The organism is Kitasatospora sp. CMC57 (assembly GCF_045866025.2).
Classification (GTDB): domain Bacteria; phylum Actinomycetota; class Actinomycetes; order Streptomycetales; family Streptomycetaceae; genus Kitasatospora.
The window spans coordinates 3,176,395-3,198,412 of sequence record NZ_AP035881.2; the positions used below are offsets into that span (position 1 = coordinate 3,176,395).

The 22,018-nt window shown below is 70.0% G+C and carries 19 protein-coding genes; 1 reads left to right on the forward strand and 18 read right to left on the reverse strand.

The features are described 5' to 3' along the window. Positions 1-57: 57 nt before the first annotated feature. On the forward strand, positions 58-441 hold the full coding sequence (locus ACKUU6_RS13960) for a winged helix-turn-helix transcriptional regulator (RefSeq protein WP_407988844.1): 384 nt from the start codon (positions 58-60) through the stop codon (positions 439-441). Between the two features lie 35 nt (positions 442-476). On the opposite strand, the gene ACKUU6_RS13965 is transcribed toward ACKUU6_RS13960, so the two are convergent. From ACKUU6_RS13965 to ACKUU6_RS14050, 18 genes are all read right to left on the reverse strand, one after another. Beyond that, on the reverse strand, positions 477-1,508 hold the full coding sequence (locus ACKUU6_RS13965) for a 2-oxoacid:ferredoxin oxidoreductase subunit beta (RefSeq protein WP_407988845.1): 1,032 nt from the start codon (positions 1,506-1,508) through the stop codon (positions 477-479). Further along, complete coding sequence (locus tag ACKUU6_RS13970) at positions 1,508-3,370, reverse strand: 2-oxoacid:acceptor oxidoreductase subunit alpha (RefSeq protein WP_407992124.1); 1,863 nt, start codon at positions 3,368-3,370, stop codon at positions 1,508-1,510. Before ACKUU6_RS13970 ends, ACKUU6_RS13965 begins: the two co-directional genes overlap by 1 nt. A gap of 273 nt (positions 3,371-3,643) precedes the next feature. Next, the gene (locus ACKUU6_RS13975; RefSeq protein WP_407988846.1) at positions 3,644-4,306 is read right to left on the reverse strand and encodes a LuxR C-terminal-related transcriptional regulator; all 663 of its coding nucleotides are present in this window, start codon (positions 4,304-4,306) and stop codon (positions 3,644-3,646) included. Between the two features lie 243 nt (positions 4,307-4,549). Beyond that, positions 4,550-5,563, reverse strand: a complete 1,014-nt coding sequence (locus ACKUU6_RS13980; RefSeq protein WP_407988847.1) for a polyprenyl synthetase family protein — start codon at positions 5,561-5,563, stop codon at positions 4,550-4,552. A gap of 159 nt (positions 5,564-5,722) precedes the next feature. Continuing rightward, a complete protein-coding gene (nuoN, locus tag ACKUU6_RS13985) occupies positions 5,723-7,354 on the reverse strand; it encodes an NADH-quinone oxidoreductase subunit NuoN (RefSeq protein ID WP_407988848.1) in 1,632 nt (543 codons plus the stop codon). Next, on the reverse strand, positions 7,351-8,967 hold the full coding sequence (locus ACKUU6_RS13990) for an NADH-quinone oxidoreductase subunit M (protein ID WP_407988849.1): 1,617 nt from the start codon (positions 8,965-8,967) through the stop codon (positions 7,351-7,353). The genes nuoN and ACKUU6_RS13990 overlap by 4 nt, the downstream gene beginning before the upstream one ends. A 31-nt stretch (positions 8,968-8,998) precedes the next feature. Next, on the reverse strand, positions 8,999-10,894 hold the full coding sequence (gene nuoL / locus ACKUU6_RS13995) for an NADH-quinone oxidoreductase subunit L (protein ID WP_407988850.1): 1,896 nt from the start codon (positions 10,892-10,894) through the stop codon (positions 8,999-9,001). A 14-nt stretch (positions 10,895-10,908) separates the two neighbouring features. Continuing rightward, the gene (gene nuoK, locus ACKUU6_RS14000) at positions 10,909-11,208 is read right to left on the reverse strand and encodes an NADH-quinone oxidoreductase subunit NuoK (RefSeq protein ID WP_184915291.1); all 300 of its coding nucleotides are present in this window, start codon (positions 11,206-11,208) and stop codon (positions 10,909-10,911) included. Then, the gene (locus ACKUU6_RS14005) at positions 11,205-12,062 is read right to left on the reverse strand and encodes an NADH-quinone oxidoreductase subunit J (protein ID WP_407988851.1); all 858 of its coding nucleotides are present in this window, start codon (positions 12,060-12,062) and stop codon (positions 11,205-11,207) included. The genes nuoK and ACKUU6_RS14005 overlap by 4 nt, the downstream gene beginning before the upstream one ends. Then, on the reverse strand, positions 12,059-12,640 hold the full coding sequence (gene nuoI, locus ACKUU6_RS14010; RefSeq protein ID WP_407988852.1) for an NADH-quinone oxidoreductase subunit NuoI: 582 nt from the start codon (positions 12,638-12,640) through the stop codon (positions 12,059-12,061). Before nuoI ends, ACKUU6_RS14005 begins: the two co-directional genes overlap by 4 nt. 2 nt (positions 12,641-12,642) lie before the next feature. Then, on the reverse strand, positions 12,643-13,974 hold the full coding sequence (gene nuoH, locus ACKUU6_RS14015; RefSeq protein WP_407988853.1) for an NADH-quinone oxidoreductase subunit NuoH: 1,332 nt from the start codon (positions 13,972-13,974) through the stop codon (positions 12,643-12,645). Next, entirely contained in the window at positions 13,971-16,409 is a 2,439-nt protein-coding gene (locus tag ACKUU6_RS14020) for an NADH-quinone oxidoreductase subunit G (protein ID WP_407988854.1), read from the reverse strand. Before ACKUU6_RS14020 ends, nuoH begins: the two co-directional genes overlap by 4 nt. Further along, the gene (gene nuoF, locus ACKUU6_RS14025; RefSeq protein WP_407988855.1) at positions 16,406-17,761 is read right to left on the reverse strand and encodes an NADH-quinone oxidoreductase subunit NuoF; all 1,356 of its coding nucleotides are present in this window, start codon (positions 17,759-17,761) and stop codon (positions 16,406-16,408) included. Before nuoF ends, ACKUU6_RS14020 begins: the two co-directional genes overlap by 4 nt. After that, positions 17,761-18,501 (reverse strand): NADH-quinone oxidoreductase subunit NuoE, encoded by a 741-nt coding sequence (gene nuoE, locus ACKUU6_RS14030; RefSeq protein ID WP_407988856.1) that lies wholly within the window; start codon positions 18,499-18,501, stop codon positions 17,761-17,763. The genes nuoF and nuoE overlap by 1 nt, the downstream gene beginning before the upstream one ends. Next, positions 18,498-19,838 (reverse strand): NADH-quinone oxidoreductase subunit D, encoded by a 1,341-nt coding sequence (locus ACKUU6_RS14035; protein WP_407988857.1) that lies wholly within the window; start codon positions 19,836-19,838, stop codon positions 18,498-18,500. Before ACKUU6_RS14035 ends, nuoE begins: the two co-directional genes overlap by 4 nt. 1 nt (position 19,839) lies before the next feature. Continuing rightward, positions 19,840-20,544 carry an NADH-quinone oxidoreductase subunit C gene (locus ACKUU6_RS14040; protein ID WP_407988858.1) on the reverse strand — a complete coding sequence of 235 codons (705 nt, stop codon included), beginning with the start codon at positions 20,542-20,544 and terminating at the stop codon, positions 19,840-19,842. Continuing rightward, entirely contained in the window at positions 20,541-21,095 is a 555-nt protein-coding gene (locus tag ACKUU6_RS14045; RefSeq protein WP_184915313.1) for a NuoB/complex I 20 kDa subunit family protein, read from the reverse strand. Before ACKUU6_RS14045 ends, ACKUU6_RS14040 begins: the two co-directional genes overlap by 4 nt. A gap of 67 nt (positions 21,096-21,162) precedes the next feature. Then, positions 21,163-21,522: an NADH-quinone oxidoreductase subunit A gene (locus tag ACKUU6_RS14050; RefSeq protein ID WP_407988859.1), complete on the reverse strand. Its 360-nt coding sequence runs from the start codon at positions 21,520-21,522 to the stop codon at positions 21,163-21,165. Between the last annotated feature and the right edge of the window lie 496 nt (positions 21,523-22,018).

Here is a 22,018-nt window from a genome sequence, read left to right on the forward strand (position 1 = left end):
CACCGTATGTACTGGACTTACCAATCGGAAGTACGCACCTTGAAGTAGGGTACTGACATGAAGGTAAGTGTCGAGCAGCTCCAGCACCCGCCGGACGTCAACGACCGGATGTGCCCGTCCCGGGGCGTGCTGGAGCACGTCACCAGCCGTTGGGGCGTCCTGGTGCTGATCGCACTGGCCGAGCGCGACTACCGGTTCAGCGAGCTGCGCCGCCGGGTCGCCGGGGTCAGCGAGAAGATGCTCGCCCAGACCCTGCAGAACCTGGAGCGGGACGGCTTCGTGCACCGCGAGGCGCACCCGGTGATCCCGCCCCGGGTCGACTACCGGCTCACCCCGCTCGGCACCGAGGCGGCCCAGCTGGTCGGCGGCCTGGCGCACTGGGTGGAGCGGCACACCCCGACGGTGCTGGCGGCCCGTCAGGAGTACGACAGCGCCCGCTGACCCCATGGTGGGGGCCAGCGGGCGGCGGGAGCGGGTCAGGCCACCGTCCAGGTGTCCTTGCCGGTCAGCAGGGCGCCGAGGTCTCCGGGGCCGTGCTGCTCGACGGCCTGGTCCAGCTGATCGCCCATCAGGTCGTCGTAGACCGGCCGTTGGACCGCGCGGAGCACGCCGATCGGCGTGTGGTGCAGGGTGTCCGCGTCGGCGATTCGGGACAGCGCGAAGGCCAGTGCCGGGTTGGGGTGGTGGGCGTCGTGCACCAGGACGTCGGACCGGTTCTCCTCGGTGAGCGGGGCCACGTGCAGCCCGCCCAGCGCGTCCCGGAAGACGCCCCGGTCGGCGAAGGTGACCGGGGCGCCGTGCTCCAGCCGGATCAGCGCCTCGTCCCTGGTGCCCGGGTCCTTGAGCACCTCGAAGGCGTTGTCGTTGAAGATGTTGCAGTTCTGGTAGATCTCCACCAGCGCGGTGCCCTGGTGCTCGGCGGCCGCCCGGAGCACCGACTGCAGGTGCTGGCGGTCCGAGTCGATGGTCCGGGCCACGAAGGTGGCCTCGGCGCCGATCGCCAGCGAGAGCGGGTTGAACGGGTGGTCCAGCGAGCCCATCGGCGTGGACTTGGTGATCTTGCCGACCTCGCTGGTGGGCGAGTACTGGCCCTTGGTCAGCCCGTAGATCCGGTTGTTGAACAGCAGGATCTTCAGGTTGACGTTCCGCCGCAGCGCGTGGATCAGGTGGTTGCCGCCGATCGACAGCGCGTCGCCGTCACCCGTCACCACCCAGACCGACAGGTCCCGCCGGGAGGCGGCCAGTCCGGTGGCGATCGCCGGCGCGCGGCCGTGGATCGAGTGCATCCCGTACGTGTTCATGTAGTACGGGAAGCGCGAGGAGCAGCCGATGCCGGAGACGAAGACGGTGTTCTCCCGCCGGATGCCCAGCTCGGGCATGAAGGCCTGGACGGCGGCCAGGATCGCGTAGTCCCCGCAGCCGGGGCACCAGCGCACCTCCTGGTCGGTCTTGAACTCCTTGGCGGTCTGCAGCGCCTCGGCCTTGGGGACCAGTCGAAGGCTCTCCATCACTTCTCCTCCAGAGTGCCGATGGCGGCGGACAGCACGTCGGCCAGCTGGGCCGCCTTGAAGGGCAGGCCGCGCACCTGGTTGTAGGACTCGGCGTCCACCAGGTACTTGGCCCGCAGCAGCAGGGCGAGCTGGCCGAGGTTCATCTCCGGCACGATCACCTTGTCGTACGCCTTGAGGATCGACCCCAGGTTGGCCGGGAAGGGGTTGAGGTGCCGCAGGTGGGTCTGCGCCACCTCGCCGCCGTCGGCCCTGACCCGGCGGACGGCGGCGGTGATCGGGCCGTAGGTGGAGCCCCAGCCGAGCACCAGGACCCTGGCTCGGCCCGACGGGTCGTCAACCGCCAGGTCGGGGACGTCGATACCGTCGATCTTGGCCTGCCGGGTGCGGACCATGAAGTCGTGGTTGGCCGGGTCGTAGGAGATGTTCCCGGTGCCGTCCTGCTTCTCGATCCCGCCGATCCGGTGCTCCAGGCCCGCCGTGCCCGGTACCGCCCACGGGCGGGCCAGCGTGGCCGGGTCGCGCTGGTACGGCCAGAACTCGCCGTCGTGGTTCGGGCCGGTGGCGAAGTCCGGGTCGATGGACGGGAGTTCATCCACCATCGGGATCCGCCACGGCTCAGAGCCGTTGGCCAGGTAGCCGTCGCTCAGCAGGAAGACCGGGGTGCGGTAGGTGACCGCGATCCGGGCCGCCTCCAGCGCCGCGTCGAAGCAGTCGGCCGGCGTGGCGGGGGCCACGATCGGGACCGGCGCCTCGCCGTTGCGGCCGAACATCGCCTGCAGCAGGTCGGCCTGCTCGGTCTTGGTCGGCAGGCCGGTGGACGGGCCGCCGCGCTGGATGTCGATGACGAGCAGCGGGAGTTCGAGCGAGACGGCCAGACCGATGGTCTCCGACTTGAGCGCCACGCCGGGCCCCGAGGTGGTGGTGACGCCCAGCGCCCCGCCGAAGGCCGCACCGAGCGCGGCGCCGATCCCGGCGATCTCGTCCTCGGCCTGGAAGGTCCGGATCCCGAAGTTCTTGTGCCTGGACAGCTCGTGCAGGATGTCCGAGGCCGGGGTGATCGGGTACGAGCCGAGGAAGACCGGCAGACCGGAGCGCTGCCCTGCCGCGACCAGCCCGTAGGAGAGCGCGAGGTTGCCCGAGATGTTCCGGTAGGTGCCTAGCGGCAGCCTGGCCGGGGCCACCTCGTAGGAGACCGCGAAGTCCTCGGTGGTCTCGCCGAAGTTCCAACCCGCTTGGAAGGCCACGATGTTGGCCTCGGCGATGTCGGGCTTCTTGGCGAACTTCTGCCGCAGGAAGGCCTCCGTGCCGTGGGTGGGCCGGTGGTACATCCAGGACAGCAGCCCGAGCGCGAACATGTTCTTCGCCCGCTCGGCGTCCTTGCGGGCCAGACCGGAGTCCTTGAGCGCCTCCAGGGTGAGCGCCGTCAGCGGCACCCGGTGCACGTGGTACGCCTCCAGCGAGCCGTCGCCGAGCGGATCGGCGGCGTACCCGACCTTCGCCAGCGCGCGCTTGGTGAACTCGTCCGTGTTGGCGATGATCTCGGCGCCGCGCGGCAGGTCGCCGAGGTTGGCCTTGAGCGCCGCCGGGTTCATCGCGACCAGCACGTTCGGCGCGTCACCCGGGGTGAGGATGTCGTGATCGGCGAAGTGCAGCTGGAACGACGACACGCCCGGCAGCGTCCCGGCGGGGGCCCGGATCTCGGCCGGGAAGTTCGGCAGGGTCGAGAGGTCGTTGCCGAACGAGGCCGTCTCGGAGGTGAAGCGGTCACCGGTGAGCTGCATGCCGTCACCGGAGTCCCCGGCGAACCGGATGATCACCCGGTCCACCCGCCGGATCGGCTTCGCGGGGCGCTGCCGCACACCTGGTGGCGCGACCGGCCCCGAGCGGCTCTCGCCACCGTCCGAGCCGTCCACTGCCTCTGCCTGATCCACCTGACTGGTCACTGCCGCGGACCTCCTCGTGGGCGCCAGCCGCGGGCGTGAGCCGTGTGCCCCGTCCGCCTGGTGCACTGCTTCGCATCCTAGGCGGCCCGACCCCGCACGGGCCGGAACTTCGGACCGAACGGCGGGGCCTCCACCGGTACACAACGTCGGCACTAGGGGTCTTCATGCCCCCGCACAGGGGTGGCGCGGTCAGGACTGGAGGTAGGTGAGCACTGCGAGCACCCGGCGGTGGTCCTCGGGGCTCTGGGTCAGGCCGAGCTTGAGGAAGATGTTGCTGACGTGCTTCTCCACCGCGCCGTCCGAGACCACCAGCTGCCGGGCCACGGCGGCGTTGGTCCGCCCCTCGGCCATCAGTCCGAGCACCTCGCGCTCGCGCGGGGTCAGCCCGGCCAGGACGTCGCCCTTGCGGCTGCGGCTGAGCAGCTGCTGCACCACCTCCGGGTCCAGCGCGGTGCCGCCGTCGGCGACCCGGACCACCGCGTCGACGAACTCCCTGACCTCGGCCACCCGGTCCTTGAGCAGGTAGCCGACTCCCCGGGTGGAGCCGGCCAGCAACTCGCCCGCGTACTTCTCCTCGACGTACTGGGAGAGCACCAGCACCCCCAGGGCCGGGTACAACCCGCGCAGCGTGACGCAGGCCCTGACCCCCTCGTCGGTGTGGGTCGGCGGCATCCGGACATCGGCCACCACCACGTCGGGCAACGCGTCCGTGGCGGCGAGCTCCTGCACGGTACGGACCAGCGACTCGCCGTCCCCGACACCCGCGACCACGTCCAGGCCCCGGTCGGTGAGCAGCCTGGTCAGACCCTCGCGCAGCAGTACGGAGTCCTCGGCGATGACGACACGGAGCATGGCGGCCTTTCGGGCAGGGTGACCGGACGGCGTCCAGTCTCCCCCAGAGGGTCCGTCAGTGGGGCCGGATCAAGAAGCGGCGTCCGAGCCGAGTCTGGGCGGCGCCGACGATGGAGTCCATGCGGAGCATCGGCGACTGAGGAGAAACCGTTCAAGGGGGCACCTCCCGCCCGAAGGGTGGGGGAGAGAGCTCGGGCGTCGCGACGCCGGCCCCACTGACGGACCCTCTGAGCAGACGGTCCGTCACATCGTGCGGATGGCCACCGCGTCGCAGAGGCCCTGCAGGGCCGCCTTCGCCGGACAGTCCGGCAGCGGGGCGAGCAGCGCGCGGGCCTCCTCGGCGTAGCGCAGGGTGTCCCGGCGGGCGCGCTCCAGCGCGGGGTGCCGGCGCAGCAGCTTGAGCGCCTCGGCGTGCAGCTCGTCGTCGGACGCCAGGTCCAGGGTGAGCAGCTCTCGCAGCCGGAGGTCCTCGGCGTCGTCCTCGTCCACCGGCATCTGGTGCAGCAGCAGGATCGGCAGCGTCGGCACGCCCTCGCGGAGGTCGGTGCCGGGGGTCTTGCCGGACTCGTGGCCGTCGCTGGCGATGTCGAGCACGTCGTCGGCGAGCTGGAACGCGGTGCCCATCCGCTCGCCGTACTGGCGGAGGATCTCGACCGCCTCCGGGTCGGCGCCGGACATCAGCGCGCCGAGGTGGCAGGCGACCGCCACCAGGGACCCGGTCTTGCCCGCGACCACGTCCAGGTAGTGCTGGAGCGGGTCGTCGCCGGGGCGCGGACCCGCGGTCTCCAGGATCTGGCCGGTCACCAGCCGCTCGAAGGCGTCGGCCTGGAGACGGACCGCCGCCGGGCCGAGGTCGGCCAGCACCTGGGAGGCGCGGGAGAAGAGGAAGTCACCAGTCAGGATGGCGACCGAGTTGTCCCAGCGGGAGTTGGCGCTCGGGGCACCCCGCCGGACGGGGGCCTCGTCCATCACGTCGTCGTGGTACAGGGTGGCCAGGTGGGTCAGCTCGACCACCACGGCGGCGGGGACCACACCGGGCGCGTACGGGTCGCCGAACTGGGCGGCCAGCATGACCAGCAGCGGGCGGAAGCGCTTGCCGCCGGCCTCGATCAGGTGGCTCGCGGTGACGGTGATGAACGGGACGTCACTCTTGACCGTCTCGGTCAGGGACGCTTCGACGGCGTCCATGCCGGCCTGGACGTCACTGGTCAGATCGCGGTCCTGCACGCTCAGCCCGAAGGGCCCCACGACGGTCACGCAGACCACTCCTGTCCCTGGTCGATTCGCGGCCCGGTCCCTGAGTGCCGCCGCTGGCCTACTAGGAGGGTATCCGGTCACGAGTGGATCACTGCACGGGCGTGCGGGTGAGAACGACGTAGGGCCCGCAGCCTGCGGCTGCGGGCCCTACGGCCGGGCTCAGCGTGCAAAGACCGAGGCCGAGGTGGCCAGGTCCAGGAAGTACTGCGGGGCCAGACCGAGCACCAGGGTGACCAGGACGCCGATCGCGATGGCGGTGCTGGTGAGCACGCTCGGCACGGCCACGGCGGGGCCGCCCGGGCGGGGGTCGGAGAAGAACATCAGCACGATCACGCGGATGTAGAAGAAGGCCGCGACGGCAGAGCTGAGCACACCGACGATCACCAGCGGGGTGGCACCACCGGCCGCCGCCGCCTGGAACACCGCGAACTTGCCGGTGAAGCCCGAGGTCAGCGGGATACCGGCGAAGGCCAGCAGGAAGAGCGCGAAGACCGCCGCCAGCAGCGGCGAGCGCCGGCCAAGACCGGCCCAGCTGGAGAGGTGGGTGGCCTCGCCCTTGGAGTCCCGCACCAGGGTCACCACCGCGAACGCACCGAGGGTGACGAAGGAGTACGCGGCCAGGTAGAAGAGGACCGCCCCGATGCCCTGCTTGTTGGAGGCGATCACCCCGGTCAGGATGAAGCCGGCGTGCGCGATCGAGGAGTACGCCAGCAGCCGCTTGACGTCCTGCTGGGTGACGGCCAGCACCGCGCCGACCACCATGGTCAGGATCGCCACGCCCCACATGACCGGCCGCCAGTCCCAGCGCAGGCCGGGGAAGGCCACGTAGAACAGCCGGAGGAAGGCGCCGAAGGCGGCCGTCTTGGTGGCCGCCGCCATGAAGCCGGTGACCGGGGTCGGCGCGCCCTGGTACACGTCCGGGGTCCAGGCGTGGAACGGGACCGCGCCGACCTTGAACAGCAGGCCGACCGAGATCATCGCCAGACCGATCAGCAGCAGCGCGTCGTTCTGGGTGGAGCTCGCCAGCGCGGGGGTGACCTGGGCGACCCCGGACACCACGTCGGCGATCTCGCCCAGTCGGACGGTGCCCGCGTAGCCGTACAGCAGCGCGGTGCCGAACAGGAAGAAGGCCGAGGCGAAGGCGCCGAGCAGGAAGTACTTGACCGCCGCCTCCTGGGAGAGCAGTCGGCGCCGCCGGGCCAGGGCACAGAGCAGGTAGAGCGGGAGGGAGAAGACCTCCAGCGCCACGAACATGGTCAGCAGGTCGTTGGCTGCGGGGAAAAGCAGCATGCCGCCGACCGCGAACAGGGTGAGCGGGAAGACCTCGGTGGAGGCGAACCCGGCCCTGGTGGCCTCCCGCTCCTGCTCGCTGCCGGGGACGGACGCACCCTGGGCGGTGAAGGCGTCCACCGCGTTGCCGTTCAGCCTGGGCTCGAGCCGGCGCTCGGCGTAGGTGAGCACGGCCACCGCGGCGGAGAGCAGGATGACGCCCTGGAGGAACAGTGCGGGACCGTCGATGGCCACCGCGCCCATCGCCAGCAGCCCGGACTCGGTGGTGGCGTGGCCCTGGGCGGCCAGCACCACCACCGCGCCGAACGAGGCCACCAGGCCGAGCAGGGCGATGGTCAGCTGGGTGCCGTACCGGGCCCGGCGGGGCAGGAACGCCTCGGCCAGGATGCCGAGCAGGGCGGCGCCGAAGACGATCAGCATCGGCGAGAGCTGCCCGTACTCGATGTGCGGGGCCGGGATGCTGGGGCTGTTGCCGCCCGCGGCGGCGAGCCAACCGCTCACTTGTGCTCACCTCCGGTGGTGGCGGCGACCGGGTGGGCCGGTGCCGGGTCGTGCTGGTGGACCTGGGACTGGGTGGCGTCCACGGTCGGGTTGACCAGGTCGGTGAGCGGCTTCGGGTAGACGCCCAGCAGGATGGTCAGCGCCACCAGCGGTGCCACCACGGCCAGTTCACGGACCTTCAGATCAGGCATGCCCTCGATCTGCGGCTTGACCGGGCCGGTCATGGTGCGTTGGTAGAGCAGCAGCGCGTACAGCGCGGCCAGCACGATGCCCAGGGTGGCGATGATTCCGATCACCGGGTACTTGGTGAAGGTGCCGACCAGTACCAGGAACTCGCTGACGAAGGGTGCGAGACCCGGCAGCGAGAGGGTGGCCAGGCCACCGATCAGGAAGGTTCCGGCGAGCACCGGCGCAACCTTCTGCACCCCGCCGAAGTCGGAGATCAGGCGCGAGCCGCGCCGGGAGATCAGGAAGCCGGCGACCAGCATCCAGGCGGCGGTGGAGATGCCGTGGTTCACCATGTAGAGGGTGGCACCGCTCTGCGCCTGGGTGGTGAAGGCGAAGATGCCCATGATGATGAAGCCGAAGTGCGAGATCGAGGCATACGCGACCAGGCGCTTGATGTCCTTCTGACCGACCGCCAGCAGCGCGCCGTAGACGATGCCGATCAGGGCCAGCACCAGGATCACCGGACCGAAGGTGGTGGACGCCTCCGGGAACAGCCCCAGGCAGAACCGCAGCATCGCGAAGGTGCCGACCTTGTCGACGACGGCCGTGATGAGGACGGCCGTTCCGGCGGTGGCCTCGCCCATCGCGTTCGGCAGCCAGGTGTGCAGCGGCCAGAGCGGCGCCTTGACCGCGAAGGCGAAGAAGAAGCCCAGGAAGAGCGCCTTCTCGGCGGTCGGGTCGATCACCAGCTTGCCGTCGGCGATCGCGTCGGTCAGCGTCGGCAGGTCGAAGGTGGCCAGGCCCTGCCCGGACGCGATCACGTACAGCCCGATCACGGCGGCCAGCATGACCAGTCCGCCGAGCAGGTTGTAGAGCAGGAACTTGACGGCGGCGTAAGAGCGTTGGGCGCTCGCGTCCGGACCGCCGGCCCGGTCGCCGAAGCCGCCGATCAGGAAGTACATCGGGATCAGCATGGCTTCGAAGAAGACGTAGAACACGAAGACGTCGGTGGCCAGGAAGGAGACCACCACCATCGCCTCGACCGCCAGCACCAGGGCGAAGAAGCCCTGCGTCCGGCGGAGGTTCTCGAAGGTGCCGTCCGGGTTCTGGATCGGCTCCGCGTCGTGCCAGGAGGCCAGCATGACGATCGGCACCAGCACGGCGGTGAGCAGCACCAGGACCGCGCCGATCCCGTCCACACCGAGCGAGAAGCTGATCCCGAAGGACCTGATCCAGCTGTAGGACTCGGCCAACTGGTAGCGCGCGCCGCCGGGTTCGTAGCGGACGGCGACCAGTGCGGCCAGCGCCAGGGTGGCCGTCGAGACGGCCATCGCGGTGAGCTTCGCCGTCCGGCGGCGGGCCTCGGTGGTGCCGCCCGGCAGCGCCGCGGTGAGCACCGCCCCGGCGGCCGGGACGGCACAGGTGGCGGTCAGCAGGTAGCTCATCGCCGTACCTCCCTTGCGAAGTGACGAGACATCAGACCGACCTCATCAGGAGAGTGGTGGCGACCAGCACCAGGGTGCCGCCGAACATCGAGAGCGCGTACGTCCGGACGTAGCCGGTCTGGACCCGGCGCAGCCGGCCGGAGATGCCGCCGATCGCGGCGGCGAGGCCGTTCACGAAGCCGTCCACGGCCTTGCTGTCCAGGAAGACCAGCGAGGCTGCCAGGGCGGAGCCGGGACGGACCAGCACGGCGTGGTTGAAGTCGTCCTGGAGCAGGTCGCGGCGGGCCGCCCGGGTGAGCGCCGAGCCCACCGGCGGGGTGACCGGCACCGGGGAGCGGCCGTACATCAGCCAGGACAGCAGCACACCGGCGGCCACGCAGACCGAGGTGAGCACGGTGACCGTGGCCGCGTTCAGCGGCGAGTGGCCGTGGACCAGCCCGGTGACCGGCTCCAGCCAGCCGACGAAGGACTCGTTGAACGCGAACAGTCCGCCGGCGAAGACCGAGCCGAAGGCCAGCACGACCATCGGCAGCGTCATGCTGGCCGGGGACTCGTGCGGGTGCGGCTCGTGGCCCTCGTCATCCGTCTGCCAGCGCTTCTCGCCGAAGAAGGTCATGATCATCACGCGGGTCATGTAGAACGCGGTGACCGCCGCGCCGACCAGGGTGCAGATCCCGAGGATCCAGCCCTCGGTGCCGCCCTTGGAGAAGGCCGCCTCGATGATCAGGTCCTTGGAGAAGAAGCCGGACAGGCCGGGGAAGCCGATGATCGCCAGATACCCGAGGCCGAAGGTGACGAAGGTGACCGGCATGTACTTCCGCAGGCCGCCGTAGTGCCGCATGTTCACCTCGTCGTCCATGCCGTGCATGACCGACCCGGCGCCGAGGAACAGCCCGGCCTTGAAGAAGCCGTGCGTCACCAGGTGCATGATGGCGAAGGCGTAGCCGATCGGGCCGAGACCCGCGGCCAGCACCATGTAGCCGATCTGCGACATGGTCGAGCCGGCCAGCGCCTTCTTGATGTCGTCCTTGGCGCAACCGACGATCGCACCGAACAGCAGCGTCACCGCACCGACCGCCACCACCACGGTCTGGGCGTCGGGGGCCAGGTTGAAGATCACGCTGGACCGGGTGATCAGGTAGACCCCGGCGGTCACCATGGTGGCCGCGTGGATCAGGGCCGAGACCGGGGTCGGGCCCTCCATCGCGTCCCCGAGCCAGGACTGCAGCGGCACCTGGGCGGACTTGCCGCAGGCGGCCAGCAGCAGCATCAGCGCGATCGCGGTGAGCTTGCCCTCGCTCGCCTGGTCGGCGGTGCCGAACACCCCGGCGAAGGTGATGTCGCCGAACTCGACGAACATCAGCATGATGCCGATCGAGAGCCCGAGGTCACCGACCCGGTTGACCAGGAAGGCCTTCTTGGCGGCCACCGCCGCGCTCGGCTTGTGCTGCCAGAACCCGATCAGCAGGTACGAGGCCAGCCCGACGCCCTCCCAGCCCGCGTACAGCAGGAGGTAGTTGTCCGCCAGCACCAGCAGCAGCATGGCAGCCAGGAAGAGGTTCAGGTAGGCGAAGAAACGACGGCGGCGCGGGTCGTGCGCCATGTAGCCCATCGAGTAGATGTGGATCAGCGTGCCGACACCGGTGATCAACAGGACGAAGGTGACGGACAGTTGGTCCAGCTGGAAGGCGACGTCGGCCTTGAATCCGCCGACCTCGATCCAGCTGAACAGGCGCTGGGAGACCGAGCGGTGCTCGGCGTCCCGGCCCAGCATGTCCGAGAACAGTGCCAGGCCGAGCCCGAACGAGGTGGCGGCCAGCGCGGTGCCGAGCCAGTGCCCGTAGCGGTCGAACAGCCGACCGCCGAGCAGCAGCAGGGTGGCGCCGAGCAGCGGGGCCGCCACGAGCAGCGGAATGAGTGAGTTCACCGTGGGCCCTCCGCCTACAGCTTCATCAGGTTGCTGTCATCGACCGAAGCCGAGTGCCTGGACCGGAAGATGGACACGATGATGGCGAGGCCGACCACGACCTCGGCCGCGGCGACCACCATGGTGAAGAAGGCGATGATCTGACCGTCCAGGTTGCCGTGCATCCTGGAGAAGGTGACCAGCGCCAGGTTCGAGGCGTTGAGCATCAGCTCGACGCACATGAAGAGCACGATCGCGTTCCGCCGGATCAGCACGCCGGAGGCACCGATGGTGAACAACAGGGCTGCCAGGTAGAGGTAGTTGACGGGGTTCACGCCTCGTCCTCCTGCTCCGGGGACTTCTGCGGGACGGTCTCCAGCGCCTTGCGCGGGCCGCTCACCGGCGGACGGGCCGACCGCGGGCGGCCCAGCCAGTCGGCGGTGCTCGCCTCCAGCTCGGCCATCCGATCCAGCATGTCCCGGCTGACGTCGCGGATCTGGCCGCGCTCGCGCAGCGTGCTCATCACCGAGTCCTCGCTGACGGTGCCGTCCGGCAGCAGGGCCGGGACGTCCACCGCGTTGTGCCGGGCGTACACGCCGGGGGCGGGCAGCGGCGGCAGCTGGATGTTGTCCTTGACCCGCTGGGCGGCCAGCTGACGCTGGGTCAGCGGGGCCCGGACGTGCTCACGGTGGGTCAGCACCATCGCGCCGATCGCCGCGGTGATCAGCAGCGCACCGGTCAGCTCGAAGGCCCAGACGTAGTCGGTGAACAGCAGCCGGGCCAGGCCCTGCACGTTGCCCTCGGCGTTCGCCTCGGTCAGGCCGGTGAAGGTGGTGAGCTTGGCGTTGGCGATCCCGGCGGTCAGCAGCACGCCGAAGCCGAGGCCGCAGAGCACGGCGGCGATCCGCTGGCCCTTCAGCTGCTCCTTGAGCGAGTCGGCGCTCGTCACACCGACCAGCATCAGCACGAACAGGAAGAGCATCATGATCGCGCCCGTGTAGACCACGATCTGCACCACGCCCAGGAAGACCGCGCCCTGGGCGAAGTAACAGACCGCCAGCGCCATCATGGTGGCGGCCAGGCAGAGTGCGCTGTGCACCGCCTTCTTCATCAGCAGCATGCCGAGCGCGCCGCCGACCGCGATCACGGCGAGGATCCAGAACTGGACCGCCTCTCCGGTGGAGGTCATCCCTGCACCTCCCGCTCCCGGTCGGTCCGCTGCTGCTGCACGGTGCCCGGCGCCGCCTGGGTGATCTCGCCCAGGTAGTAGGCGCTCTCGTCGGCGCCCGGGTAGTAGGCGTGCGGGCTGTCAACCATGCCTTCGGTGAGCCCCACCAGAAGCTGCTCCTTGGTGAAGATCAGGTCGGCCCTGGAGGAGTCGGCCAGCTCGTACTCGTTGGTCATGGTGAGCGCCCGGGTCGGGCAGGCCTCGATGCAGAGGCCGCAGAGGATGCAGCGGGCGTAGTTGATCTGGTACACCGCGCCGTACCGCTCGCCCGGCGAGTAGCGCTCCTCGTCGGTGTTGTCGGCACCTTCGACGTAGATCGCGTCGGCCGGACAGGCCCAGGCACAGAGCTCGCAGCCGACGCACTTCTCCAGGCCGTCCGGATGCCGGTTCAGCTGGTGGCGGCCGTGGAAGCGGGGAGCGGTGGGCTTCTTCTGCTCCGGGTACTGCTCGGTCAGCCGCTTCTTGAACATGGCCTTGAAGGTCACGCCGAAGCCTGCGGCCGGGCCGAGGATCGACGCCTTGTCGGTCTCGTCGGGCATGGTCAGCTCCCTTCCGACGAGGAGTGGTGGGCGCCGTTCAGGGCGTCCTGGAGTTTCGGGGCCCGGCTGGGCCGGCGCGGGACCGGCGGGAGGCTCTGGCCGGGCAGCGGAGGCACCGGGTAGCCGTCCGCCGTCGGGTCGAACTCGGCCTGTTCGGCGGGGAGTTCGTCCTTCTCCTTGGGCTTGACCAGATCCCGGATCAGGAAGGCCAGCAGGATCACCACGATCGGCGCCCCGACGTACAGCACCACCTGGCCGAACTGGTAGCCCTCGTTCCGCAGCGCGCGGACGGTGGCCACCATCACCAGCCAGACCAGCGAGACCGGGAGCAGCACCTTCCAGCCCAGCTTCATGAACTGGTCGTACCTGAGCCGGGGCAGGGTGCCGCGCAGCCAGATGAAGAAGAACAGCAGCAGCTGGATCTTGATGGTGATCCAGAGCAGCGGCCACCAGCCGTGGTTGGCGCCCGCCCAGAAGGTGGAGATCGGGTACGGGGCCCGCCAGCCGCCCAGGAAGAGGGTCGACGCCACCGCCGAGACGGTGACCATGTTGACGTACTCGGCCAGCATGAACATCGCGAACTTCAGCGAGGAGTACTCGGTGTTGAAGCCGCCGACCAGCTCGCCCTCGGCCTCCGGGAGGTCGAACGGCGCCCGGTTGGTCTCACCCACCATCGCGATGACGTAGATGATGAACGAGACCGGCAGCAGCACCGCGAACCAGGTCGGCTGCTGGGAGGCGACGATCTCCGAGGTGGACATCGAGCCCGAGTAGATGAAGACCGCCGCGAAGGACAGGCCCATCGCGATCTCGTAGCTGATCATCTGCGCCGAGGAGCGCAGCCCGCCGAGCAGCGGGTAGGTCGAGCCGGAGGACCAGCCCGCCAGCACGATCCCGTAGATGCCGACCGAGGCCACCGCCAGGATGTACAGCAGGGCGATCGGCAGGTCGGTGAGCTGCATCGGGGTCCGGGTGCCGAAGATCGAGATCTCGTTGCCCGCCGGGCCGAGCGGGATCACCGCGAAGGCCATGAAGGCCGGGATCGCGGCGACGATCGGGGCCAGCACGTAGACCACCTTGTCGGCCCCGGTGACCACCAGGTCTTCCTTCAGCGCCAGCTTGATGCCGTCGGCCAGCGACTGCAGCATGCCCCAGGGTCCGTGCCGGTTCGGGCCGATCCGCAGCTGCATCCAGGCGACGACCTTGCGCTCCCAGACGATCGCGATCAGCACCGTGCCGACCAGGAAGGCGAAGACGAAGACCGCCTTGATCAGCACCAGCCACCACGGGTCGTGCCCGAAGAAGCTCAGGGTGTCGGAAGCAGCGAGTGTCATGACTCCTCCGCCGGGGCGATGGTCACCAGGTGGCCGGTGGTGGTGCCGAGGGCGCGGTGGGCGCCGCCCGGCGTGGAGTTGAGCGGCAGCCAGACGGTGCGGTCGGGCTGCTCGGAGTTCAGCTCCAGCGGCAGGACGAGCGAGCCGGCCGGTCCGGTGACCCGGAGCGCCGTGGTCGCGCCGATCTCGGCGGCGGTTGCGGGCGAGATCCGGGCCACCGCCGGGTGCCGGGTGCCGGCCAGGTGCTCGTCGCCGATCTGCAGCGTGCCCTGGTCCAGCAGCAGCCGGTGGCCGCCGAGCACCGCCTGGCCGGCGGCCGGGCGGGGCAGCGGGACGGTGGTGGCACTCGGCGCCGCCGGACGGTCCCCCGTCCAGGGGGCGAACCGGTCCAGCTCCAGCCGGGCGGCCCGGACGTCGGGCAGGTCGATCGGCCGGTCCAGCGCGTCCGCCAGCATGCTCAGCACCCGAACGTCCGAGTGCAGGTGACGGCCCATCTGCTGGTCGGGCTTGATCGCGGTCTCGAACATCCGGACCCGGCCCTCCCAGTCCAGGAAGGTGCCGGTCTTCTCCGCCACGGCGGCCACCGGCAGCACCACGTCGGCGCGTTCGGTCACCGCGGACGGGCGGATCTCCAGCGAGACCACGAACCGGATCCGGGCCAGCGCCTCGTCGGCCAGCGCCGGGTCGGCCAGGTCGTCCAGACCCAGGCCGCCGATCACCAGCGCGTCCAGGTCGCCGTGGGCGGCGGCGGCCAGGATCTGGTCGGTGTCCCGTCCGCTCCGGGACGGGAGTTCGGCGCCGCCCCAGATCGCGCCGGCCTCGCCGCGCGCCTCGGCGGCGGAGACCGGACGGCCGCCGGGCAGCAGACCGGGCAGCGCGCCCGCCTCGACGGCGCCGCGCTCACCGGCCCGGCGCGGCACCCAGGCCAGCTCGGCCCCGGTCGCGGCGGCCAGCCGCAGCGCGGCGGTCAGCCCACCGGGGACGGTGGCCAGCCGTTCGCCGACCAGGATCACCGCACCTGCCTGCCGCAGCAGTTGACCCGCGCGCCCGGCGTCGTCGCCGAGCGCCGTGTCGTCCGCGAGGGCGGTCAGCCACTCGGCCTCGGTGCCGGGCGCGGCGGGCAGCAGCGCGCCGCGCAGCTTGGCCAGGCCCCGGCTGCGGTGGCTCGCCACCGAGAAGACCTGGAGCCCGGCGGCCCGGTTGGCCTTGCGCAGCCGCAGGAAGACGATCGGCGACTCCTCCTCGGGCTCGAAGCCGACCAGCAGCGCGGCCGGTGCGGCCTCGAGTGCCTGGTAGGAGAGGCCGGTACCGTCCAGGTCGACGCCGCGACCGGCGACCGCGGCGGCCAGGAAGTCGGCCTCCTCGCCGCTCAGCGGGCGGGCCCGGAAGTCCACGTCGTTGGTGCGGAGCGCGACCCGGGCGAACTTGCCGTAACCGTACGCGTCCTCGACCGTCACCCGGCCTCCGGCCAGCACGGCCGCCCTGGCGCCGGTCAGACCGGCCGCGGCGGTGGCCAGCGCCTCCTGCCAGGAGACGGCGACCAGCTCACCGTCCTTGCGCACCATGGGGCTCGTCAGCCGGTCGCGCTGCTGGCCGTAGCGGAAGGCGAACCGGCCCTTGTCGCAGTTCCACTCCTCGTTCACCGCCGGGTCCTCGCCGGCCAGTCGGCGGAGCACCTTGCCGCGCCGGTGGTCGGTGCGCTGGGCGCAGCCCGCGGAGCAGTGCTCGCAGACGCTCGGTGAGGAGACCAGGTCGAACGGCCGGGCGCGGAACCGGTACGCGGCCGAGGTGAGCGCGCCGACCGGGCAGATCTGGATGGTGTTGCCGGAGAAGTACGACTCGAAGTCGTCGCCCTCACCGGTGCCGACCTGCTGCAACGCACCGCGCTCCAGCAGCTCGATGAACGGGTCACCTGCGATCTCCTGGGAGAAGCGGGTGCAGCGGGCACAGAGCACGCACCGCTCGCGGTCGAGCAGTACCTGACTGCTGATCGGGACGGGCTTGGCGTAGGTCCGCTTCATGCCGTCGAAGCGGGAGTCGGTGTCCCCGGTGGACATCGCCTGGTTCTGCAGCGGGCACTCGCCGCCCTTGTCGCAGACCGGGCAGTCCAGCGGGTGGTTGATCAGCAGCAGCTCCATCACGCCGCGCTGGGCCTTCTCGGCCACCGGCGAGCTGAGCTGCGTACGGACCACCATGCCCTCGGTGACCGGGATGGTGCAGGAGGCGACCGGCTTGCGCTGACCCTCCACCTCCACGATGCACTGGCGGCAGGCCCCGGCCGGGGCGAGCAGCGGGTGGTCGCAGAACCGGGGGATCTGGGTGCCGATCTGCTCGGCGGCGCGGATCACCAGGGTGCCCTTGGGCACACTGACCTCGACCCCGTCGATGGTGAGCGTGACCAGGTCGGTGCTGGTCTGCGGCTCGGTCACGGTCATGCGTGCACCTCCCTCTCGGTGGTGGACTCGTGGGCGCGGCGGTCGGCCCAGACGGTGGAGGCCGCCGGGTCGAACGGGCAGCGCCGCTCGCTCAGGTGCTGCTCGTACTCGGCCCTGAAGTGCTGGAGCGAGGAGACGATCGGGCTGGCCGCACCGTCGCCGAGCGCGCAGAACGACTTGCCGTTGATGTTGTCGGCGATGTCGAGCAGCTTCTCCAGGTCGCCCGGGACGCCCTGACCGGCCTCGATCCGCTTGAGCAACTGCACCAGCCAGTACGTGCCTTCGCGGCACGGGGTGCACTTGCCGCAGGACTCGTGGGCGTAGAACTCGGTCCACCGGGTGACCGCGCGGACCACGCAGGTGGTCTCGTCGAAGATCTGCAGCGCCTTGGTGCCCAGCATCGACCCGGCCGCGCCGACGCCCTCGTAGTCCAGCGGCACGTCCAGGTGCTCGTCCGTGAACATCGGGGTCGAGGAGCCGCCCGGGGTCCAGAACTTCAGCCGGTGCCCGGCCCGCACTCCCCCGGTGACGTCCAGCAGCTGACGGAGCGTGATGCCGAGCGGGGCCTCGTACTGGCCAGGGTTGGTGACGTGTCCGGAGAGCGAGTAGAGCGTGAAGCCGGGCGACTTCTCGGTGCCCAGCGACTTGAACCACTCGTTGCCCCTGGCCAGGATCGGCGGCACGGAGGCGATCGACTCGACGTTGTTGACCACCGTCGGGCAGGCGTACAGACCGGCGATGGCCGGGAACGGCGGCCGCAGTCGCGGTTGGCCGCGACGGCCCTCCAGCGAGTCCAGCAGCGCGGTCTCCTCGCCGCAGATGTACGCCCCGGCGCCCGCGTGCACGGTGATGTCCAGGTCGATCCCGGAGCCGAGGATGTTCTTGCCGAGGTACCCGGCCTCGTACGCCTCGGCCACCGCCGCGTGCAGGCGCCGCAGCACCGGGACAACCTCACCGCGCAGGTAGATGAAGGCGTGGTCGCAGCGGATCGCGTACGAGGCGATGATCATGCCCTCGATCAGCGAGTGCGGGTTGGCGAACAGCAGCGGGATGTCCTTGCAGGTGCCCGGCTCGGACTCGTCGGCGTTCACCACCAGGTAGTGCGGCTTGCCGTCGTTCTGGGGGATGAACTGCCACTTCATGCCGGTCGGGAAGCCGGCCCCGCCACGGCCGCGCAGACCGGAGTCCTTGACCAGCGCGATCAGGTCGTCCGGCGCCATCGCGAGCGCGTTGCGCAGGCCTCGGTAGCCGTCGTGGCGGAGGTAGGTCTCCAGCGTCCAGGGACGGTCGTCGTCCCAGGAGGCGGACAGCACGGGCGAGAGCAGCTTCTCGGCCGGCTCTGCGGAGGTCATCACGCTTCCGTCCCTTCGTGCCGGGGGGCCACGACCTTGGCGCCCGGGGTGCCGGGCAGTGCCTCGCCCCTGGCCAGCCGGAGCCCGGCCAGCGACGGCGCGCCGCCCGCTCCGGAGGCGTCCACCGCGCCGGGGCGCTCGTCCGGGAAGCCGGCCAGGATCCGGGACGTCTCCTTGAAGGAGCAGAGCCGGGCACCCCGGGTCGGCCTCGGGTCGTGACCGGCCCGCAGGTCGTCCACCAACTGCCGGGCGCTGTCCGGGGTCTGGTTGTCGAAGAACTCCCAGTTGACCATCACCACGGGGGCGTAGTCGCAGGCCGCGTTGCACTCGATGTGCTCGATCGAGATCTCGCCGTCGGCGGTGGTCTCGTTGTTCTCGATGCCCAGGTGCCGCTTGAGCTCGTCGAGGATCTGGTCGCCGCCGAGCACCGCGCAGAGCGTGTTGGTGCAGACGCCTACGTGGTACTTCCCGGCGGGCTTCCTGCGGTACATGGTGTAGAAGGTCGCGACCGCCGTCACCTCGGCCGTGGTCAGCTCCAACTGCTCCGCGCAGAACCGGATGCCGGTCGGCGTGACGCAGCCCTCCTCGGCCTGCACCAGGTGCAGCAGCGGCAGCAGAGCGGACCGGGCCACCGGGTAGCGGCCGATCAACTCCTTGGCGTCCTCGGCCAGTCGGGCGTGCACCTCGGCCGGGTACGGCTTCGCCGGCAGCGCCGGCATCCCCAGTTGGACGTCACTCACCGGTCCACCCCTCCCATCACCGGGTCGATCCCGGCCACCGCGACGATCACGTCGGCGACCTGGCCGCCCTCGCACATCGCCGCCATCGACTGCAGGTTGGTGAACGAGGGGTCGCGGAAGTGCACCCGGTAGGGCCGGGTACCGCCGTCGCTCACCACGTGCACCCCGAGCTCGCCCTTGGGCGACTCGACCGCCGTGTACGCCTGGCCGACCGGGACCCGGAAGCCCTCGGTGACCAGCTTGAAGTGGTGGATCAGGGCCTCCATGGAGGTGCCCATGATCTTCCGGATGTGGTCCAGCGAGTTGCCCATCCCGTCGGGGCCGACGGAGAGCTGGGCAGGCCAGGCGATCTTCTTGTCCGCAACCATCACCGGGCCCGGCTTCAGCCGGTCCAGGCACTGCTCGACGATCCGCAGCGACTGGTGCATCTCCTCAAGGCGGATCAGGAACCGCCCGTAGGAGTCCGCGCTGTCGGCGGTCGCCACCTCGAACTCGTAGTTCTCGTACCCGCAGTACGGGTCGCTCTTGCGCAGGTCGTGCGGCAGACCGGTGGCCCGCAGGATCGGCCCGGTGGCGCCGAGCGCCAGGCAGCCCGCCAGGTCCAGGAAGCCGACGTCGACCAGCCGGGCCTTGAAGATCGGGTTGCCGGTGGCCAGCTTGTCGTACTCGTGCATCCGCGAGCGGAGCGTCTTCACGGCCTCGCGGATCTGGTCCACCGCGCCGGGCGGCAGGTCCTGGGCCAGCCCGCCGGGGCGGACGTATGCGTGGTTCATCCGCAGGCCGGTGACCAACTCGAAGACGTCCAGGATCAGTTCGCGGTCCCGGAAGCCGTAGATCATCAGCGTCGTGGAGCCGATCTCCATCCCGCCGGTGGCCAGGCAGACCAGGTGCGAGGAGATCCGGTTGAGCTCCATCATCAGCACCCGGATCACGCTGGCCCGGTCCGGGATCTGGTCGGTGATCCCGAGCAGCTTCTCGACCGCGAGGCAGTACGCGGTCTCGTTGAACATCGGGGTCAGGTAGTCCATCCGCGTGACGAACGTGGTGCCCTGGACCCAGTTGCGGTACTCCATGTTCTTCTCGATGCCGGTGTGCAGATAACCGATTCCGCACCTGGCTTCGGTCACGGTCTCGCCGTCGATCTCCAGGATCAGCCGCAACACACCGTGGGTGGACGGGTGTTGCGGACCCATGTTGACGATGATCCGCTCGTCGTCGGCCCGGCCGACGGCCTCCACGACCTCGCCCCAGTCGCCACCGGTGACGGTGAAGACGCGGCCCTCGGTCGTGTCCCTGGCTTCTTCGTACTGAGCCCGTGGTTCGCTTTGAGTAGCCATATCAGCTGTACGACCTCCGCTGGTCGGGCGCCGGGATCTGGGCGCCCTTGTACTCGACGGGGATGCCACCGAGCGGGTAGTCCTTGCGCTGCGGGTGGCCGGTCCAGTCGTCCGGCATCATGATCCGGGTGAGCGCCGGGTGGCCCTCGAAGACCAGGCCGAAGAAGTCGAAGGTCTCGCGCTCGTGCCAGTCGTTGGTCGGGTAGACGCTGACCACGGACGGGATCCGCGGGTCGGCGTCCGGCGCGGTGACCTCCACCCGGAGCAGCCGGTTGTGGGTGATCGAGCGCAGCGGGTAGACCGCGTGCAGCTCGCGCCCGGTGTCGCCGGGGTAGTGCACCCCGTTGACGCCGAGGCAGAGTTCGTAGCGCAGGGCCGGGTCGTCGCGGAGGGTCCGAACCGCCCTGAGCAGGTGCTCGCGGGCGATGTGGAAGGTGAGCTCGCCGCGGTCCACCACGGTCTTCTCGATCACCTCGGCCGGGTCGATCCCCTGCTCCTCCAGCGCGCCCTCGAACTCGTCCGCGACCTCGTCGAAGCCGTGGCCGTACGGGCGGCTGCTGGCGGGCGGCAGCGCGATCGGGGTGGCCAGGCCGCCGAAGCCGGAGGTGTCGCCGGTGCCCTGGGCGCCGAACATGCCCTGGCGCTTGCCGACCACCTCGACCGCCAACTCCCGGCGGGTGCCGGGGACGGGTGTCTGCTCGGTCATCGCAGCAGCCCCCGCATCTCGCTGGTCGGGGTGGCCTCCAGGGCCAGTTCCTCGGCCAACTCCTCGGCGCGGCGCCGGTTCACGCCCAGCGGCTCGTGCTGGATCTTCTCGTGCAGCTTGAGGATCGCGTCCATCAGCATCTCCGGCCGCGGCGGACAGCCCGGGAGGTAGATGTCGACCGGGACGATGTGGTCCACTCCCTGCACGATCGCGTAGTTGTTGAACATCCCGCCCGACGAGGCGCAGACGCCCATCGAGATGACCCACTTCGGGTTGGCCATCTGGTCGTACACCTGGCGCAGCACCGGAGCCATCTTCTGGCTCACCCGGCCGGCCACGATCATCAGGTCGGCCTGCCGGGGCGACCCCCGGAAGACCTCCATGCCGAACCGGGCCAGGTCGTAGCGGCCCGCTCCGGTGGTCATCATCTCGATCGCGCAGCAGGCCAGCCCGAACGTGGCGGGGAACAGCGACGCCTTGCGCACCCACCCCGCCGCGGTCTCGACGCTGGTGAGCAGAAAGCCGCTCGGCAGCTTCTCCTCGATTCCCATCAGATCCCTCTCTGCCTTCTCCAAGTCCGGTGGTTCGCCCTTGCGTTCACAAGGGGCTGCGCACTGCTCAGTCCCACTCCAGACCGCCGCGACGCCAGACGTAGGCGTAGGCGACGAAGACGGTGACCATGAACAGCAGCATCTCGACCAACCCGAAGATCCCCAGGGAGTCGAAACTGACCGCCCAGGGGTAGAGGAAGACGATCTCGATGTCGAAGACGATGAAGAGCATCGCCGTGAGGTAGTACTTGATCGGGAACCGGCCGCCGCCCACGGGCTGCGGGGTCGGTTCGATACCGCACTCGTACGCCTCCAACTTGGCCCGGTTGTACCGCTTCGGGCCGGTCAGTGAGGCCATCACGACGGAGCCGACCGCGAACGCCGCCGCGATGGCACCGAGTACGAGGATCGGCGCGTAGGCATTCATGAGCCCCCGCTCCCTCCGTCCAGTCGTCCTTGACTGCAGATCGGAACTGACGGGTCACGCTGTGGTTGACCCGTGATCCAGTCCGTGAGATCGACCTCATGTGAGGCAGTTCACAAGGGCTGGAACGAGCGCATCCTATGCCCGTCTGCTTGTGATCTGCGACACGCAGTTCTGGATGATCTTTGTGATCTACGCCACCTCACAAAGCACCATCAAGGCGCCGGAGTCACCTTCAATCAACACAGTGCAGGCAAGTGCTCACGAACCGTCGCATTCTGCTGTGAACCGACTGGTCAGAGCGTTCTGCCCATATCAATGGGAACGCCCCCGGGCAAATTTCGAGGAGCCGGTTCGACGTGATAGTGGATCTCACCCGACCGGGTGGCGGCCTCCGAACGCGCGCTTGACCTTTCGTTCACAAGCGCACGAACGCGGCTCGTCAGCGCCGCTCGCCCCACACCCGGGCGGCGATGCCGACCCGGTTCCGGACGCCGAG